We start from the raw sequence: 15,859 nt of genomic DNA, 5'->3' as shown, positions 1-15,859 counted from the left end.
CGAAAGAGGATATGTCCAGGAAGCCCCGACATATCCTCTTAATTATGTTTGCGTTAGTGATTTACTAACGATTGTCTCGAATTAATCAGCAAACTTTGCCTTGATGAATTCACGATTCAAACGAGCGATATTAGCAATCTTCTCGTTCTTAGGACATACTGCCTCGCAAGCACGTGTGTTGGTACAGTTACCGAAACCAACCTCATCCATCTTAGCTACCATAGCCTTTGCACGCTTTGCAGCCTCAGGCTTACCCTGTGGCAAGAGAGCCAACTGACTAACCTTAGATGATACGAAGAGCATAGCAGAACCGTTCTTACAAGCTGCAACACAAGCACCACAACCGATACATGTTGCGCAGTCCATTGCCTCATCAGCATTGTCCTTAGAGATAAGAATAGCGTTAGCATCCTGTGCCTGACCTGTGCGGATTGTTGTGTAACCACCAGCCTGGATAATCTTATCGAATGCTGTGCGGTCTACCATACAGTCCTTGATAACAGGGAAACCAGCCGAACGCCATGGCTCAACAGTGATCACATCACCATCGTTGAAACGGCGCATGTAGAGCTGACAAGTTGTTGCACCACGCTCTGTCTTACCATGTGGAGTACCATTGATATAGAGTGAACACATACCGCAAATACCCTCGCGGCAGTCGTGATCGAAGACGAATGGTTCATCACCAGCCTCTATCAACTCCTCATTAAGGATGTCGAGCATCTCAAGGAAAGAGGTGTCATCTGGGATATTCTTCATCTCATGTGTATCGAAATGACCCTGATCTTGTGGGCCGTTCTGCTTCCAATACTTAATTGTGAATGATATATTCTTTGCCATTGTGTTATGTTTTAGTTGACAAGTAAACAAGTTGTGAAGTAAACAAGTTATTTGTTCAAAGTCTTAATCAAAGACGTTAGCATCCTAATTATGCCTTGGGTCTTATCGCATAGTTGCTGTGCAAGTTCTGTCGAGATATACCCTAAGTCTTTCGATAGAATCAATTGAGTTTCTAACTCACACGCAGAACCTAATGCTATACTAAGGAATCTCTCAGTTTCACGAGTATGGATTCTGCCATAGCCTTCTGCTATGTTCGAGGGAATTGATACAACGGCTCTACGCATTTGGGAAGCTAATCCAAATAGTTCTTCCCGTGGATATGTCTTTGTTGCCTTATATACTTCTAAGACAAGTTCCATTGCTTTCTGCCAGACGATCAAATCCTTGTGAGTATTCATCGACCTTGTTTGTATTACATCTTGTATATTGTCTGTATTATACTAATGGAATATGTTTAAGGCAGAACAAGCTAACAACTTGTCAACTTGTCCTCCCGTCAACTCGTCAACTAGTTTTTATAATTACGTGTTTGTACCTTGATTGCCTCATACTCGAGAGGTTCCTTGATGAGTTCTGGGGTCTTGGTGTCATCACCCTGATACTCCCAGCAGCCAACATAGAAGAAGTTCTCGTCGTCACGCTTAGCCTCACCTTCCTCAGTCTGGTGCTCCTCACGGAAGTGACCACCACAACTCTCCTCACGATGCAATGCATCATAAGCTACGAGCTCACCCATAAGGATGAAGTCACGGAGGTGAATTGCCTTGTCAAGCTCGACATTCAAGCCTTCCTTCTTACCAGGAATAAAGAGGTTAGAGTTGAACTCCTCACGAAGAGCCTTCAACTGCTTAAGACCTTCCTCAAGACCTTCCTTGGTACGACCCATACCTACATACTCCCACATAATGTGTCCGAGTTCCTTGTGGAGTGAGTCAACAGAACGCTTACCCTGGATACCCATCAAACGATCTGTCTCAGCCATAACAGCCTTCTCAGCCTCATCAAACTCAGGACGGTCGGTTGGAACCTTTGCCCAGAGTGCCTGATCAGCAAGGTAGTTCTGAATAGTATATGGCAATACAAAGTAACCATCAGCAAGACCCTGCATCAAAGCAGAAGCACCAAGACGGTTAGCTCCGTGGTCAGAGAAGTTACACTCACCAATAGAGAACAGACCAGGAACGGTTGTCATCAGCTCATAGTCAACCCAGATACCACCCATTGTGTAGTGGATAGCAGGGAAGATCATCATTGGATTGTAGTACTTCACGCCGTTAATCTCATTTGCCAACTCACCAGGGTTGACGTCTGTAATCTCCTCATACATATCGAAGAGGTTACCATAACGCTGAAGAATTGTATCGATACCAAGGCGGTTGATAGACTCAGAGAAGTCGAGGAACACAGCAAGACCAGTGTTGTTAACACCGAAGCCATGGTCGCAACGCTCCTTAGCAGCACGTGATGCAACGTCACGAGGTACGAGGTTACCGAAGGCAGGGTAACGACGCTCCAAGTAGTAGTCGCGATCTTCTTCTGGAATATCAGAGCCCTTCTTTGTACCAGCCTGCAATGCCTTAGCATCTTCGAGCTTCTTAGGAACCCAGATACGACCATCATTACGCAGAGACTCTGACATCAATGTCAACTTAGACTGCTTGTCGCCGTGTACAGGGATACAGGTTGGGTGGATCTGAACGTAAGATGGGTTAGCCATGTAAGCACCCTTACGATAGCACTGAACAGCGGCTGTACAGTTACAACCCATAGCGTTGGTTGAAAGGAAGTAAGTGTTACCATAGCCACCAGTTGCTATAACAACTGCGTTTGCAGTGAAGCGCTCTAGCTTACCAGTTACGAGGTTCTTAGCAATGATACCACGTGCATGACCGTCAACGATAACGACGTCTTCCATCTCATAACGTGTATAGAGCTTTACCTTACCAGCCTGAATCTGTGCACTTAATGATGAGTATGCACCAAGCAACAACTGCTGACCTGTCTGTCCCTTAGCATAGAAGGTACGGCTTACCTGAGCACCACCAAAGGAACGATTAGCCAACATACCACCATACTCACGAGCGAATGGCACGCCCTGAGCAACGCACTGGTCGATGATGTCGTTAGACACTTCTGCCAAACGATAAACGTTAGCTTCACGTGCACGATAGTCACCACCTTTCACTGTATCATAGAACAAACGGTAAACAGAGTCACCATCATTCTGATAGTTCTTAGCAGCATTGATACCACCTTGTGCAGCGATTGAGTGTGCACGACGAGGTGAGTCTTGGATGCAGAAGTTATATACGTTGAAGCCCATCTCACCGAGAGAAGCGGCAGCACTGGCACCAGCCAGACCTGTACCAACAACGATAACATCCAGTTTCAGTTTATTCTTTGGGTTAACCAAACGCTGATGTGCCTTGTAGTTAGTCCACTTCTCGGCTACAGGACCTGCTGGTATTTTGGAATCTAATATCTTTGTCATGATTGTTTTGAATTTAGTTTTCAATTTAGATACTTAACTATGCAAGGCTAGGAGCACATCCGAAAGCGAATGCGAGTACTACAATAAGGAAGCACAACATCAATAATGTCACATAGACAAGACCGATTACCTTCCAACGATTGAACCATACTTTACCATTGACACCTACTGTTTGCATAGCACTCCAGAAGCCGTGTGAGAGGTGGAACCACAATGCGCAAATCCAGATAACATACAATACTACGTAGATAGGATTGGCAAATGTGTCCTGAATGAACGCAAAGCCATCAGATGGGTGATGTGCTACTGTCATGCCAACAAGCTCTGCAAACATCATGTTATACCAGAAGTTGAACAAGTGAAGAGCGATACCAAGTAAGATGATGATACCCAATACGAGCATGTTCTGGCTTGCCCACTCCACCTTTGCAGGCTTTTCTGTGACTGCATAACGGTTGTCGCCACGTGCACGGCGGTTCTGTGCTGTAAGGATGAATGCGTAAACAATGTGACAAACAGCCAATGCGCCAAGACCTACTGTTGCAACAACTGCATACCAGTTAGCACCTAATAGCTCACAAATCATATTGTAGGCACTACCTGAGAAGAGCGCTACAAGATTCATACAGCAGTGGAACGTCATGAATAGAATAAGGGCTATACCCGTCACGGACATAATCACCTTTCTACCAATAGATGAATTGATTAACCACATAAATGTTTTGATTTTAAATATTTAAACTGTTAGAATTATTACTTCTAATGGTTATTAGGCAGAAAGATAATAATTAACTCCCACCTCAAAGCTATCTTTCACCCTCAGAGATACCAAAAAGTTGGTATGCTACTGGGGCTATTTTGCTGCAAAAGTACTATATTTTAATGATTTAACAAAGCTATTTCATCAAAATATATAGTATTTAGACTTAAAATAAGGAAACGCTATCTATCCTAATAAATGAGGATAGATTAAAAACGAGAAAAAGCTCTTCTCAGAGCTAGCTTTTCGCTGTTTTTATTCCTTTCAACCATTCCTTCTTCCCGACGAAATACTTTGATTATTTTATAACAACCATCTGCTATCTAAGAGACGAACTTTAGCTATCTCCTTAACCACAACACCCTATCTTGCAAAGAAGCCTTTTTAAATACGGAAAATAAACTAAAAACTAAGACATAAGAGACTAAAAACAAACTAAAAATAGATTATTTTTCCTACCAAGCATTCGTTACCTCCTATTGAACAGAGTGTTTTTAACCTTTTAAAGAGTACTCTTTTCCTATTTAGAAGGCTCACTCTCCCCCTCTTTTCGTTGCATACTTTGCTTGAGGGAATCGTTCCTCTGATCCAATAGCGTTTGTCTATAAGCCTTTAAAATAGGGTCTTCATGGTCTTCAACTCCATCCATCTTCTTGAAAATCTTACGTAGTTGCTCCACGTGCTGTTTGTCTCTTCGGTATCTCCTATCGAGCATTAAACCTATATCAAACTCGCTTCTCTTACACTTCGGACGCTTTTCTAAGATGTCACGTTTCGGCATTTTCTCCAGCAAGGCACGCCCATCTGTAGTTTGCCGACCCGTCACGATAACCTCATCCAAGTAATGTTCTGCAGGATAAAGAAAGACAGTATCACGTAGAATCTCGGCTCTAAACAATTTCTCGGGGACATACCCTTTCTTGCTGAAAGTGGCTGTTTGGAACGTATCGGGTAGGTTGATTAGTCCTTGCCAAGTGGTCATTCCGAGGTTACGACCATCCACTTTAACCAGCACATCACGTATGGGAAAGTGTGTAGCAGCATCACAAACCAACGTCTTCTGGGCATGTGCTACCATGGAAGATACCGACAATAACCACAGCAATAAAGCCATGATACGAATGTTATCATAGTTCCTTTCCATGTGAGGAACCTGTATCGCCGAGTATAACCTATCCATAGCTGTTATTCGTTAATAGTCTGTTTAGATGTGAGAAGTACCTCATCTTCTCTGCTGCAAATCTATATAAAAGTTTCCATTTGCGCTTTCCTTTGTTGATAATTTTTGGTTAATTACAAAGGATACTAACATTATTTAAAGTAAAGATAAGCGTTTTTGAGAATGTTATAAATCCTATCTTACGAATAAAAAGACTCGTTTGTCTGCAAGTCCCAATCGGTTTCAGACAAACGAGTCGTGTGTTATTTCGACCAATAAAGTACGTTCTTTATCGTGCTCTCATTGCGTTGAGAACAGCAAGAACCATTACACCAACATCTGCAAAGACGGCTAATCCCATACTTGCAAAGCCACAGGTGGCAAGGAGCAAGACTGCCACTTTTATGCTAATAGCGAACCATGCGTTCTCTTTCGCTATGAAGATGGTGCGGCGGGAGAGCCTGATTGCAAGCGAGATTTTCGATGGTTTGTCATCCATGAGGATAACATCTGCGGCTTCAATAGCGGCATCGCTACCCAAAGCACCCATCGCTATCCCCACGTCGGCACGTGCTAGTACAGGTGCATCGTTGATTCCGTCACCCACAAAAGCAAGTGTTCCGTTCTCATTCTTATCGCTCAACAGCTGTTCAACACGTGCGACCTTATCAGCTGGGAGTAGCTCGGCATGATAATCCGTTACGCCTGTTTCTGTGGCAACTTGGCGTGCAGCATCTTCCTTATCACCTGTCAGCATGACCGTGCGAGTCACTCCTAAGGTCTTTAAAGAGCTGATTGCCTCACGTGCGTCAGCCTTCAGTTTATCAGAGATAAGGATGTGTCCAGCATAAACACCATTGATGGCAACATGCACGATAGTACCTACATGATTCTTACAACGGCTACATACGGGGGTTGAAAGCCCTAATGTTTTCATCATTTTGTCGTTACCAACACTGACAACTCGCCCATTGATCATTGCAGAAACGCCTTGTCCAGCCGTCTCATGCACGTTTTCTATACAGCAATTATCAGCCTCATGGGGATAAGCCTGTCGTAAGGCGAGAGCAATGGGATGGCTTGAATAACGCTCAACATGCGCTGCGAGGTGTAGTAACTCTTGTTCCGAACAGTTGTCAGGATGCACTGCCTCCACCTCAAAAGTGCCGTGTGTCAATGTTCCAGTCTTATCAAATACGATGGTCTGAAGCCTTGCCAAGGCATCCATATAGTTGCCTCCTTTGATAAGAATACCCTTATGTGAGGCACCACCAATACCTGCGAAGAAGGTTAATGGGATGGAAATCACCAGTGCGCAAGGGCAACTAACAACCAAGAAGGTTAATGCTCTGTATAGCCAAGTAGCAAAGGCTGGGGCATAACTATCGTAGAAGAAAGGTGGAATAAGTGCCAGTGCAAGGGCAGAAATGACCACGATTGGCGTATAGACACGTGCAAATCGGCGGATAAATGACTCACTTCTCGACTTGTTATTACCTGCGTCTTCCACCAACTGGATAATCTTTGCAGCTGTAGACTGGCTGTAGGACTTGTCGACACGGAGCCTCAGAACGCCCGAGAGATTGACACATCCAGAGATAACAGCGTCTCCTTCTTGCACATCTCGTGGTAGACTCTCACCCGTAAGGGCTACAGTATTAAGACTGGAAGTGCCTTCAAGGATCGTACCATCAAGTGGAATCTTCTCTCCCGGCTTAACGATTACGATGTCACCAACGCTTACCTCTTCTGGACTAACCGCCTCAATGCGCCCGTTCCGTTCGATGTTTGCAGTGTCAGGGCGTATGTCCATCAACTCTGTTATCGAATCTCTTGCCTTGTCCTCGGCGTAGTCTTCGAACAACTCACCCAACTGGAAGAACAGCATCACAAACACTGCTTCAACGAATTGAGGCTCTGCTCCAGGCAAGAAACCAATGAGTAAGGCTCCTATCGTTGCTAATGCCATCAGGAAGTCTTCGTCAAATGGATCCAAATCCATGATTCCTTCCACTGCTTCTGACAATACATCGTAACCAATGAGGAGGTAAGGAATGAGATAAACAAGCAGTACCTGCCACATAGCAAGTCCTGCATAATGCTCCACGAGCCACGCTCCTGCAAGCAGGATAGCGGTGAGAATGATGCGTAATAACTTCTTATTCATAGCTAAAAATATGTTACTTGATTAATATTCTGCCGCAAAGTTAAGCATAAACTTTCGCAACCCAGTTGCAAAGATGCCACTTCTTTTTATAGAAATAGGCGTTTTCTCTTTCACTTTTTTGTTACCTTTGCAGGCATGAAGATAGGTTCGATTGATTTAGGAGAGCGTCCTTTATTCCTTGCACCGATGGAAGATGTGACCGACATAGGCTTTCGGAAGATGTGTAAGAGATATGGGGCAGCAATGGTATATACCGAGTTTGTGTCGGCAGATGCAATCATTCGGAGTATCAAGTCGACGCTTTCTAAGATGGTGATAGACGATAGCGAGCGTCCTGTAGGCATACAGATCTATGGTAGGGATGTAGCTTCTATGGTTGAAGCAGCCAAGATTGTGGAGCAAGTAAAGCCTGACGTGATAGATATCAACTTTGGTTGTCCAGTGAAGAAGGTGGCAAACAAGGGGGCAGGATCGGGTATGTTGAAGAATATCCCACTGCTGTTAGAGATCACAAGAGAGGTTGTTAAGGCTGTAAATGTACCTGTTACGGTAAAGACAAGACTAGGTTGGGACACCGAACACCTCATCATTACCGACCTGGCAGAGCAACTGCAAGATTGCGGCATACAAGCATTAACGATTCACGGGCGCACTCGTTCGCAGATGTACACAGGTCAGGCGGACTGGACACTCATAGGAGAAGTGAAGAAGAACACGCGTATTAAGATTCCAATCATTGGTAACGGGGATGTGACGAATCGCTTAGAAGCAAGCGAGAAGTTCGATACTTACGGCGTGGATGCCGTTATGATTGGTCGAGCAACATTCGGTTGCCCCTGGATCTTCAGCCCAAAAGCAGATGAGATAAGCCTCGATGAGAAGATAGATGTACTAGAGGAAATGCTCAAGATCAATGTTGAACGCATTGATGAATACCGTGGTATCTTGCATACAAGACGCCACCTTGCGGCTTCACCGATATTTAAAGGCATTCCAGACTTCAAGCAGATGCGTATCTCTATGCTACGTGCTACGAAGGTGGACGAACTCTTGTCAATTCTTGAAGATTGTCGGGAGCGTTTGAGAGAATAGGTTAGCTTTATTACTGATAAAGGTAAATTAAAAAGGGATTAAACGTTAGCTTTATACGTTCAATCCCTTTTCTTTTGCACCAGATACGGCTTATATGTGTTCTTGCTTTAATACTTCTCCATCCAAGTTATAGGCTGTGAAGACACCATGCTCGTATGTCATAAACGTTGGAACATTGCCTCCTTTAGGGAAGGTAATCGATCCTAAGTTGCAGACCAGAGCATCCTCTTGATGTGTTAACTCCCACAGATGCGTGTGTCCATATACAATGGCATCAATGTTACCTACGGGCATCTTCTCCTTATTATATATGTGTCCGTGGGTGAGGAAGAGCCGTTTTCCTTCATCAACGAGCATGATATAGTCTGCCATCAAGGGGAACTTCAGGAGCATTTGGTCAACTTCTGCATCGCAATTACCCCTTACTGCGATTATATCTTGTGCTCTTTTATTCAATACTTCAACGATCCCTTTGGCATTAATACCCTCTGGAATAGAGTTGCGCGGACCATAGTTTAGGATGTCACCAAGGATACATAACATATCACACTGCTCTCGATCATAGAATTGCAACACCTTCTCTAGGGTCGGCAAACAGCCGTGGATGTCTGATACAAATAGATATTTCATGTTCTTTCTGTTGTTTGTTTCTAAGGCAAAGGTACTGCAATTCATTCAGAAAATATCGTTCCTTACGATTTAGTTCACCATCTTCTGCATTTTTCAAGATTATTGTTTATATTTGCAACAACAACTATCTATTACTACTACTATGGATGTGAAGGATGTATTCGAACTACGCCGACAGGGGCGAACAGAGGATGCTTATGCTGCAATCTTACCTTTGTATGCTGCTCACAAGGGGCATTATACAACGATAGCCATGTTTTGGGTGGGTGTAGATATGATGCGTTTGCGGTATCAACAACGCCGTTTAGAGGAGGCATATAAGATCTTTAAGAGTCTAATGAGGCTTTATCCCACAATGAAAGACACTGATTTAAAGGGACAGAGTGCAATGATGAGGGCTGCAATACAGGTCTTCGAGCACAACAATAGTTTCTCAATACTCGACTTCATAACGCATTGGAACATCGCACGCCTTACTGATGATGATTGGAAAGGGACGCAGCATGAAGGCTTTGTGACGCCCTCCACGGGGATGAGGATTGTAGGGAAAGTGTTCAAGGAAGTAGCTGCTAATCCTACTGTCGATATGGCTTTACGGGCTGCCCCCATCCTTGCTGAAGCATTGAAACATAGTCCTTATAACCGAGATAACCAACGTTACAAGGCTATCATCTACCAGATTATGGGCAAGAAGGACAAAGCCATCAATGTTTATCGGCATTTGATAAGTAGGTCGAAGAAGTCAAATGAGTTCCAAGAGTTGGCTAACCTCATTGAGGATGAGCGTTATAAGATAGCCTTATTATGCAAGGCTATCACATTACAGAGGGATGAGAAGTTCCGACAACGCCTGCGTTTCACGCTTGCCGAATTGTTGTTTAGACAGGATAAAGCCCGTGCGCGTTACGAACTAGACAAGTGCCTTGAAGCAAGGCGACAGGCTGGTTACACCATCACATGGGCTATGCAGAATCTTGCAGCTAGTTTGTCAGAAGTTAATCCAGTATCTGATGCAGCTGAAAAAGCCTTTTATCGGGAGCAAGAGATTGTGGTGAAAGAATTAATCTTGTAGAGATTTTGCTTCTCCAAACACCGCCCATTATACCCCTTCTAGCCCTCTTCAAAGGGAAGAATAACTAATAGAAATCGGACAGGAAAGGACTCTTTTATTCTTTGCTGACACCTTTTTATCACGTAAAACACGGATTATACAGACTAATCTAGATACTTGGAAAATCTAAAGAAACAAGAGGAGACATAGGAGGTGAAACTCTTTAGTAATGCAAGATTCATTATCTAACACTCAAAATAACAATTCATTCTGCAGAAGATAGCCGTTTACACGATTGAGGAATGTCCTTTTCTTGTCAGAAATAATCGCATTGATGAATGGGAAGTAAGCATGTTCAAAACAAGATAAAACGCCCTTGAGTTACATAGGCAATACTTGTTTATATTTGAAAGAACGATTAATTACATCAAAAACTAATCTAAAAATATATAATTAACAGATTAATAATATTATAAAAATAGTTTATTTTTTCTTTATCGAGAGGTTTTCTGCTGGAGAAATAAGTATCGGTTATTATTTAACAGAGCGTTTAGACAAAGATAGAAAGGGCTTTCATGGAAGAAAGAAAAGCTCTGCGTGAAGAACAAAGGAGACCAGAGGGAAAAGCAAAAAGGTTGTTTCAAGGCAATAACTAATAGGTTAATATGCGTTGAAACAACCTTTCTTATTATAAGAATAAGACACTCTCATTACCTTGATTAAATAGCAAGTCGAGTACACTTAAGTTCGGTTGAAATCCGTACTTCTGCTGATAAACCTGATAGTAAGTACGTGGTTTGAACTCGTCATCACGCCCTGGATGCTTCGGGCGAATCGTTTCTCGGAAATCAATCACGCCCTCTGAGGGTTCCAGCTCATAGCTATCTGTGCGCCTCATACAGGGCATTATGTCGATAAGCTCGCACATCTTCAACGTGATCTCCCAATTGAAATCATAGAGAAAGACCCACTTTCGTTCAAAGAAAGGGCGTATATCGTCCTCATAATACTCGAAGAATGGACTCTCCCCGTAGGCTGATTGCAATGCATACCAGTGCTGATGACGCCAGTTGGCATGGTCACTAATGCGCACATCTCTCATCTCGCACTTCGCTCCCTCAAACTTCTCCACAGGGATGGAGAGCGTTTGTAGTCCGTTGGTAGCTGCTATCACACATCTATTTCGATAGGTTTGCTTCACGAAATGGTCGTGTTGCTCTATCAAACAAGTATCATATCTATTCAGCTTCTGATACCATTGAACGGGACCAAAGTAGGTCGAAGAGAGAAGTGCAGACGCCATTCCTTACTTGATATTATCAACCCAGTTGAACAGACGATGCCAACGGATGCCACCGAAACCCTTACGATCTGGATCGCTAGACCACCATATAAAGATAGGCTTACCCACGATATGATCTTCTGGAACAAAGCCCCAGTAACGACTGTCGGCAGAGTTATGACGGTTGTCACCCATCATCCAGTAGTAGTCCATCTTGAATGTGTAACGCGTTGCAGGGCGTCCGTTGATATAGATCTTGCCGTTCTTTACCTGCAAATCGTTCTTCTCGTAAACCTTAATACAGCGTTCGTAAATAGGGAGGTTATTGAGGGTGAGGGTGATAGACTTACCCTTTGCAGGAATCCAGATAGGCCCGTAATTATCACGAGTCCAGCCTGTGAAAGCATTCAATGGATAGTAAGGACCAGAGTAGATGTCCTTATCTGTGACAAGACGAATAGCCTTGATGAGTCCTAAACGCTTCATTTCTGCAGCGGCTCTCTTGGTTAATGGCATGTAACCATCATACTCCAAGGCAGCGTTGTTGAGTACTATTCCTCTGCTGATATCACTTCCGTGCAGGTTTGTAAGGGTCTGAACGTCCTCATTACTAATCTCTAATTCCTTGCGAAGGTCATCATACTGAGCACCGAGAAGGTCAGCTGTTGTGATGTTATTGAGCTTTACCAAATAGGTATATTGTACCTTTTCTGGTTCCTTGTTAGGCTTGCCATCAAGATAAATAATCCTATTCTTGATTTGAAGAGTTTGTCCAGGAAGGCCCACACAACGCTTTACAAAGTTCTCACGGCGGTCAGTTGGACGCCAATCCAATGCCCCATAAGTTCCCACATTATTAATAATGTAGTTCCGACCAACAGTGTAAGCATTATCATAAAAGGCACGTTGTTGAGCAATACTCATCTGATTCAACTTGATGTTCGGATGCTGTTGTGCCAATGTATTCTCGCCTAATGTGTAGACAGTTTGATAATAGTCTTGACCTTGATAGTTCGGTTCGCTCATAATCGTGTCACCTGCTGGATAATTAAAGACAACGATGTCGTTCAATTCAACCTTGCCCAATCCCTTTACACGGCGATAGTCCCACTGCGGCCAAGAAATGTAACTCTTCGTATTGATAATAGGGAGAGTATGCTGTGTCAAAGGCATTGTCAATGGTGTTTCCGGTATACGAGGACCATAGCTGACCTTCGATACAAAGAGGTAATCACCAGTAAGTAGTGACTTCTCAAGAGACGATGATGGGATGACATAGTTTTGAAAGAAAAAGAGGTTAATGAAGTACACTGCGACCAAAGCAAACACTAGTGCATCCACCCAACCCATAATGAATCGGACTGGACCCTCAGCCTCTTTCCACCACTGCCAACGTATCTTCTTGGTGATATAATAGTCGTAGATGAATGGTACAACGACTAATCCCCACCAGCTTCCAACCCATAGTAGGAATAGAAGATATAGAACAGTAACACTAATAAACTTCGCCCATTGCTTCTTAGGATCTAGGGCTGCTTTTTCCTTATCTATCATATCTTGAAATACAGTTAGAACTTAAATAAGTCGCTTGTAGTCAATAGACCGGTATGGTCTTTGGTATATTCTGCTGCTAAGACAGCACCCAATGCAAATCCTTGTCGACTATGAGCATCATGCGTAATGGTTATCTTGTCTGCATCAGAGTCATAACTGATACTATGAATACCAGGCACCTCGTCGCGTCGAATAGATGCAATAGGTAGTTCGTTAGGAGCCACGTCGTTCGTACCAGACTCTGTACCATCTGCATTGTGCTGAAAGCCCTTCACCCACTTATCCTTTCGATCGATACAGTCGATGATATCCTCTGCCAATGTGATAGCAGTACCTGATGGAGCATCGAGCTTATGCACATGATGCACCTCTTCCATTGCTACATTGTACTGTGGAAAACCATTCATAATCTTTGCTAAATAGCGGTTTACAGCAGAGAAAATGGCTACTCCTATAGAGAAGTTACTTGCCCAGAACAATGTCTGACCGCCCTCTGTACAAAGGCGTTCTACCTCTTCCTTATGGTCATTCATCCAACCAGTTGAACCGCTGACAACCTTGACATTGTGTGCGAAGGCACGCTTATAATTGCCGAAAGCTGCCGTAGGGTTGGTGAACTCAATGGCTACATCTGCAGACGAGAAAGCCGGTGAGTCGAAGTCATCGGGATTGTTTACATCTATAATACTAACGATTTCGTGGCCACGTTCGAGGGCTATTTGTTCTATCATGTGCCCCATCTTACCATAGCCAATCAGTGCTATCTTCATAATTAATACGTATTAAAAACAATGCAAAGGTAGCTGATTTACGACATAAAACAAAATTACTTCACTTATTTTAAGTAAGGTATAAGCAAGCAAAAGATAAAAAATAAGCATGCAGGAAAGGCTTTATAATCAAAAAATTCGTATATTTGTCCTCTGTTAATAAGCCACGAATCTATGATGGAACAGCTCATCCACTATGTATGGAAGCATAAGTTATTTCCTTTAAAGGGACTTCAGACTACCGATGGTCAAGCCATTGAAGTTATCGACCCAGGGCTTCCTAACCGCAACGCAGGTCCCGACTTCTTCAATGCAAAGGTGAAGATTGGTGGGACGTTATGGGTGGGCAATGTGGAGATACACCTCCGTTCGTCTGATTGGTACCTGCATCATCATGACAGAGACCCACATTATGATAATGTAATACTACATGTTGCAGAGTCAATCGACCTTTCCGTCAAGACCAGCCGAGGCGATTATCCACCGCAAATGAGGCTTGCTATCCCAGAAACAGTGCGTGAGCATTATCAAGAACTACTATCAACCGATGATTACCCAGCTTGTTACAGGATTATACCCAACCTCTCCAAGCTCATGATTCATGCGTGGATGAATGCCTTACAAGCTGAACGTTTAGAGCAGAAAGCACATGCCATCACGGAGAGACTGCAATCATGTAATGGCTCTTGGGAGCTTGCTTACTTCGTAACCTTAGCCCGAAACTATGGTTTCAGCATAAATGGTGATGCCTTCGAAACGTGGGCGAAGGTTCTTCCCTTGCATGACGTCGGTCATCATAGGGATGACTTAATGCAAGTGGAAGCCTTCTTCTTAGGTCAAGCAGGTCTACTCGAGCTAGACACGATACCTAAGCGTTATCAGCAGGAAGCACTCAATGATGCTTATTATCAGCGTCTGAAGACGGAGTATCAATATCTCTCTCATAAGTTCCAGTTACATCCAATGGATGCAAACCTGTGGCGATTCCTACGATTAAGACCGCAGAATTTCCCCCACATACGCATCTCTCAGTTAGCAAACCTCTATTACGAGCAGCGTTCGGGACTATCTTGTCTATTAGAGTGTGAAACTATCAAGCAGGCACGCGAGCTTCTTTCGACACAAGTAACAGCCTATTGGGAGACGCATTATATGTTTGGTATTGAGAGTAAAAGGAGTGAGAAACGACTGACAAAAGCCTCGTTAGACCTGCAGATTATCAACACGGTCATCCCCATTCTATTTGCTTATGGCAAGCACAAAAGCAATGAGAAACTTTGCGAACGTGCCTTCGACTTCCTTGAAGCACTAAAGGCTGAACACAACCACATTGTCCAGATGTGGGAAAAAGTGGGTCTATCAGTGGAGACGGCGGGTGACTCTCAAGCACTCATACAGCTCAAGAAAGAGTATTGCGACCCCAAAGACTGCCTCAGATGCAGGATAGGTTACGAGTATCTAAAGGCTCAATCCGTATCTAACCCAACAATGGGTGAGATGGAGAAGGGCGATATTTCAAACAATAGAAACTAATTAATTATCAAATAATAAAGCCTCATCAAGTATATTGCAAAGCATTACCCATAAGGCATAACCATTGCTTATACTGACGAGACAACACGCTCACATAATAATGAAGACTAATTACATCTTTGAAACAAGGATGGAGGTTCGTGATTACGAATGCGACATTCAAGGGATAGTTAATAATGCCAATTACTTGCATTATACCGAACATACACGTCATAGATTCCTCCGTTCGCTAGGCGTGAGTTTCTCTGCTCTACACGAGAAAGGCGTTGACGCGGTCGTTGCTAGAATGCAACTGACATACAAAGTGCCACTGACTTGCGATGATGAAATCATCTCTCGCATGGGACTCAAGAAGCAGGGGCTACGCTGGGTGTTCTCTCATGACCTCTTCCGAGCTAGTGATGAGCGCCTGTGTTTCCATGCAGATGTTGACCTGGTAGTGCTTATCAATGGGCGATTAGGCTCTAGTCCTGACTATGACGAGGCGTTCGCCAAGGTCTTAGAAACTGATGCGTAGTTTCGACATC

At 43.6% G+C, this 15,859-nt stretch carries 14 protein-coding genes; 4 read left to right on the top strand and 10 right to left on the bottom strand.

Going from position 1 to position 15,859, the window contains the following annotated elements; translation table 11 throughout:
• Window positions 1-81 precede the first annotated feature (81 nt).
• The 6 genes from O3603_RS00385 to O3603_RS00360 form a co-directional block, all read right to left on the bottom strand.
• Window positions 82-840 carry a succinate dehydrogenase/fumarate reductase iron-sulfur subunit gene (locus tag O3603_RS00385; RefSeq protein WP_009435456.1) on the bottom strand — a complete coding sequence of 253 codons (759 nt, stop codon included), beginning with the start codon at window positions 838-840 and terminating at the stop codon, window positions 82-84.
• Between the two features lie 47 nt (window positions 841-887).
• Complete coding sequence (locus O3603_RS00380; protein ID WP_004358894.1) at window positions 888-1,241, bottom strand: four helix bundle protein; 354 nt, start codon at window positions 1,239-1,241, stop codon at window positions 888-890.
• A 110-nt stretch (window positions 1,242-1,351) separates the two neighbouring features.
• Window positions 1,352-3,334, bottom strand: a complete 1,983-nt coding sequence (locus O3603_RS00375) for a fumarate reductase/succinate dehydrogenase flavoprotein subunit (RefSeq protein ID WP_371519474.1) — start codon at window positions 3,332-3,334, stop codon at window positions 1,352-1,354.
• Window positions 3,335-3,371: 37 nt separating this feature from the next.
• Window positions 3,372-4,049, bottom strand: a complete 678-nt coding sequence (locus O3603_RS00370; protein ID WP_371519472.1) for a succinate dehydrogenase/fumarate reductase cytochrome b subunit — start codon at window positions 4,047-4,049, stop codon at window positions 3,372-3,374.
• A gap of 565 nt (window positions 4,050-4,614) precedes the next feature.
• Window positions 4,615-5,274: a hypothetical protein gene (locus O3603_RS00365; RefSeq protein WP_371519469.1), complete on the bottom strand. Its 660-nt coding sequence runs from the start codon at window positions 5,272-5,274 to the stop codon at window positions 4,615-4,617.
• A gap of 268 nt (window positions 5,275-5,542) precedes the next feature.
• On the bottom strand, window positions 5,543-7,420 hold the full coding sequence (locus tag O3603_RS00360) for a heavy metal translocating P-type ATPase (RefSeq protein WP_371519466.1): 1,878 nt from the start codon (window positions 7,418-7,420) through the stop codon (window positions 5,543-5,545).
• A 135-nt stretch (window positions 7,421-7,555) separates the two neighbouring features.
• Between O3603_RS00360 and dusB the strand changes: the two genes are divergently transcribed.
• Window positions 7,556-8,512, top strand: a complete 957-nt coding sequence (gene dusB / locus O3603_RS00355; RefSeq protein WP_371519464.1) for a tRNA dihydrouridine synthase DusB — start codon at window positions 7,556-7,558, stop codon at window positions 8,510-8,512.
• Window positions 8,513-8,602: 90 nt separating this feature from the next.
• Here the strand turns inward: dusB and yfcE are convergent, their stop codons facing one another.
• Window positions 8,603-9,142, bottom strand: a complete 540-nt coding sequence (gene yfcE / locus O3603_RS00350) for a phosphodiesterase (protein ID WP_036895586.1) — start codon at window positions 9,140-9,142, stop codon at window positions 8,603-8,605.
• Window positions 9,143-9,284: 142 nt separating this feature from the next.
• Between yfcE and O3603_RS00345 the strand changes: the two genes are divergently transcribed.
• Window positions 9,285-10,214, top strand: a complete 930-nt coding sequence (locus O3603_RS00345) for a lipopolysaccharide assembly protein LapB (protein ID WP_273540757.1) — start codon at window positions 9,285-9,287, stop codon at window positions 10,212-10,214.
• Window positions 10,215-10,881: 667 nt separating this feature from the next.
• On the opposite strand, the gene O3603_RS00340 is transcribed toward O3603_RS00345, so the two are convergent.
• From O3603_RS00340 to dapB, 3 genes are read right to left on the bottom strand one after another with little or no spacing between them, the layout of a single operon-like run.
• Window positions 10,882-11,496, bottom strand: coding sequence for a WbqC family protein (locus O3603_RS00340; RefSeq protein ID WP_273540742.1), 615 nt, complete (start codon window positions 11,494-11,496; stop codon window positions 10,882-10,884).
• Between the two features lie 3 nt (window positions 11,497-11,499).
• Window positions 11,500-13,029 (bottom strand): signal peptidase I, encoded by a 1,530-nt coding sequence (gene lepB, locus O3603_RS00335; RefSeq protein ID WP_371519460.1) that lies wholly within the window; start codon window positions 13,027-13,029, stop codon window positions 11,500-11,502.
• 14 nt (window positions 13,030-13,043) lie between these two features.
• Window positions 13,044-13,799: a 4-hydroxy-tetrahydrodipicolinate reductase gene (dapB, locus tag O3603_RS00330; protein ID WP_009435539.1), complete on the bottom strand. Its 756-nt coding sequence runs from the start codon at window positions 13,797-13,799 to the stop codon at window positions 13,044-13,046.
• Window positions 13,800-13,973: 174 nt separating this feature from the next.
• On the opposite strand from dapB, the gene O3603_RS00325 reads away from it, so the two are divergent.
• Together O3603_RS00325 and O3603_RS00320 are read left to right on the top strand one after the other, a co-directional pair.
• Entirely contained in the window at window positions 13,974-15,332 is a 1,359-nt protein-coding gene (locus O3603_RS00325; protein ID WP_371519455.1) for a DUF2851 family protein, read from the top strand.
• 100 nt (window positions 15,333-15,432) lie between these two features.
• Window positions 15,433-15,849, top strand: coding sequence for a thioesterase family protein (locus O3603_RS00320; protein WP_004383025.1), 417 nt, complete (start codon window positions 15,433-15,435; stop codon window positions 15,847-15,849).
• Window positions 15,850-15,859 lie beyond the last annotated feature (10 nt).

The sequence above is a fragment of the Prevotella sp. 20925_1_30 genome, assembly GCF_041433025.1.
Taxonomy (GTDB): domain Bacteria; phylum Bacteroidota; class Bacteroidia; order Bacteroidales; family Bacteroidaceae; genus Prevotella; species Prevotella vespertina.
Note: the sequence above shows the minus strand (reverse complement) of the source record. Positions and strands in the feature narration are given on the sequence as shown.

Coding starts and splice junctions, on each gene's coding strand:
- lepB (WP_371519460.1), bottom strand. CDS start 13,029: ATGATAGATAAGGAAAAAGCAGCCCTAGATCCTAAGAAGCAATGGGCG.
- O3603_RS00345 (WP_273540757.1), top strand. CDS start 9,285: ATGGATGTGAAGGATGTATTCGAACTACGCCGACAGGGGCGAACAGAG.
- O3603_RS00375 (WP_371519474.1), bottom strand. CDS start 3,334: ATGACAAAGATATTAGATTCCAAAATACCAGCAGGTCCTGTAGCCGAG.
- O3603_RS00380 (WP_004358894.1), bottom strand. CDS start 1,241: ATGAATACTCACAAGGATTTGATCGTCTGGCAGAAAGCAATGGAACTT.
- O3603_RS00370 (WP_371519472.1), bottom strand. CDS start 4,049: ATGTGGTTAATCAATTCATCTATTGGTAGAAAGGTGATTATGTCCGTG.
- O3603_RS00365 (WP_371519469.1), bottom strand. CDS start 5,274: ATGGATAGGTTATACTCGGCGATACAGGTTCCTCACATGGAAAGGAAC.
- O3603_RS00340 (WP_273540742.1), bottom strand. CDS start 11,496: ATGGCGTCTGCACTTCTCTCTTCGACCTACTTTGGTCCCGTTCAATGG.
- dapB (WP_009435539.1), bottom strand. CDS start 13,799: ATGAAGATAGCACTGATTGGCTATGGTAAGATGGGGCACATGATAGAA.
- dusB (WP_371519464.1), top strand. CDS start 7,556: ATGAAGATAGGTTCGATTGATTTAGGAGAGCGTCCTTTATTCCTTGCA.
- O3603_RS00360 (WP_371519466.1), bottom strand. CDS start 7,420: ATGAATAAGAAGTTATTACGCATCATTCTCACCGCTATCCTGCTTGCA.
- yfcE (WP_036895586.1), bottom strand. CDS start 9,142: ATGAAATATCTATTTGTATCAGACATCCACGGCTGTTTGCCGACCCTA.
- O3603_RS00385 (WP_009435456.1), bottom strand. CDS start 840: ATGGCAAAGAATATATCATTCACAATTAAGTATTGGAAGCAGAACGGC.
- O3603_RS00320 (WP_004383025.1), top strand. CDS start 15,433: ATGAAGACTAATTACATCTTTGAAACAAGGATGGAGGTTCGTGATTAC.
- O3603_RS00325 (WP_371519455.1), top strand. CDS start 13,974: ATGATGGAACAGCTCATCCACTATGTATGGAAGCATAAGTTATTTCCT.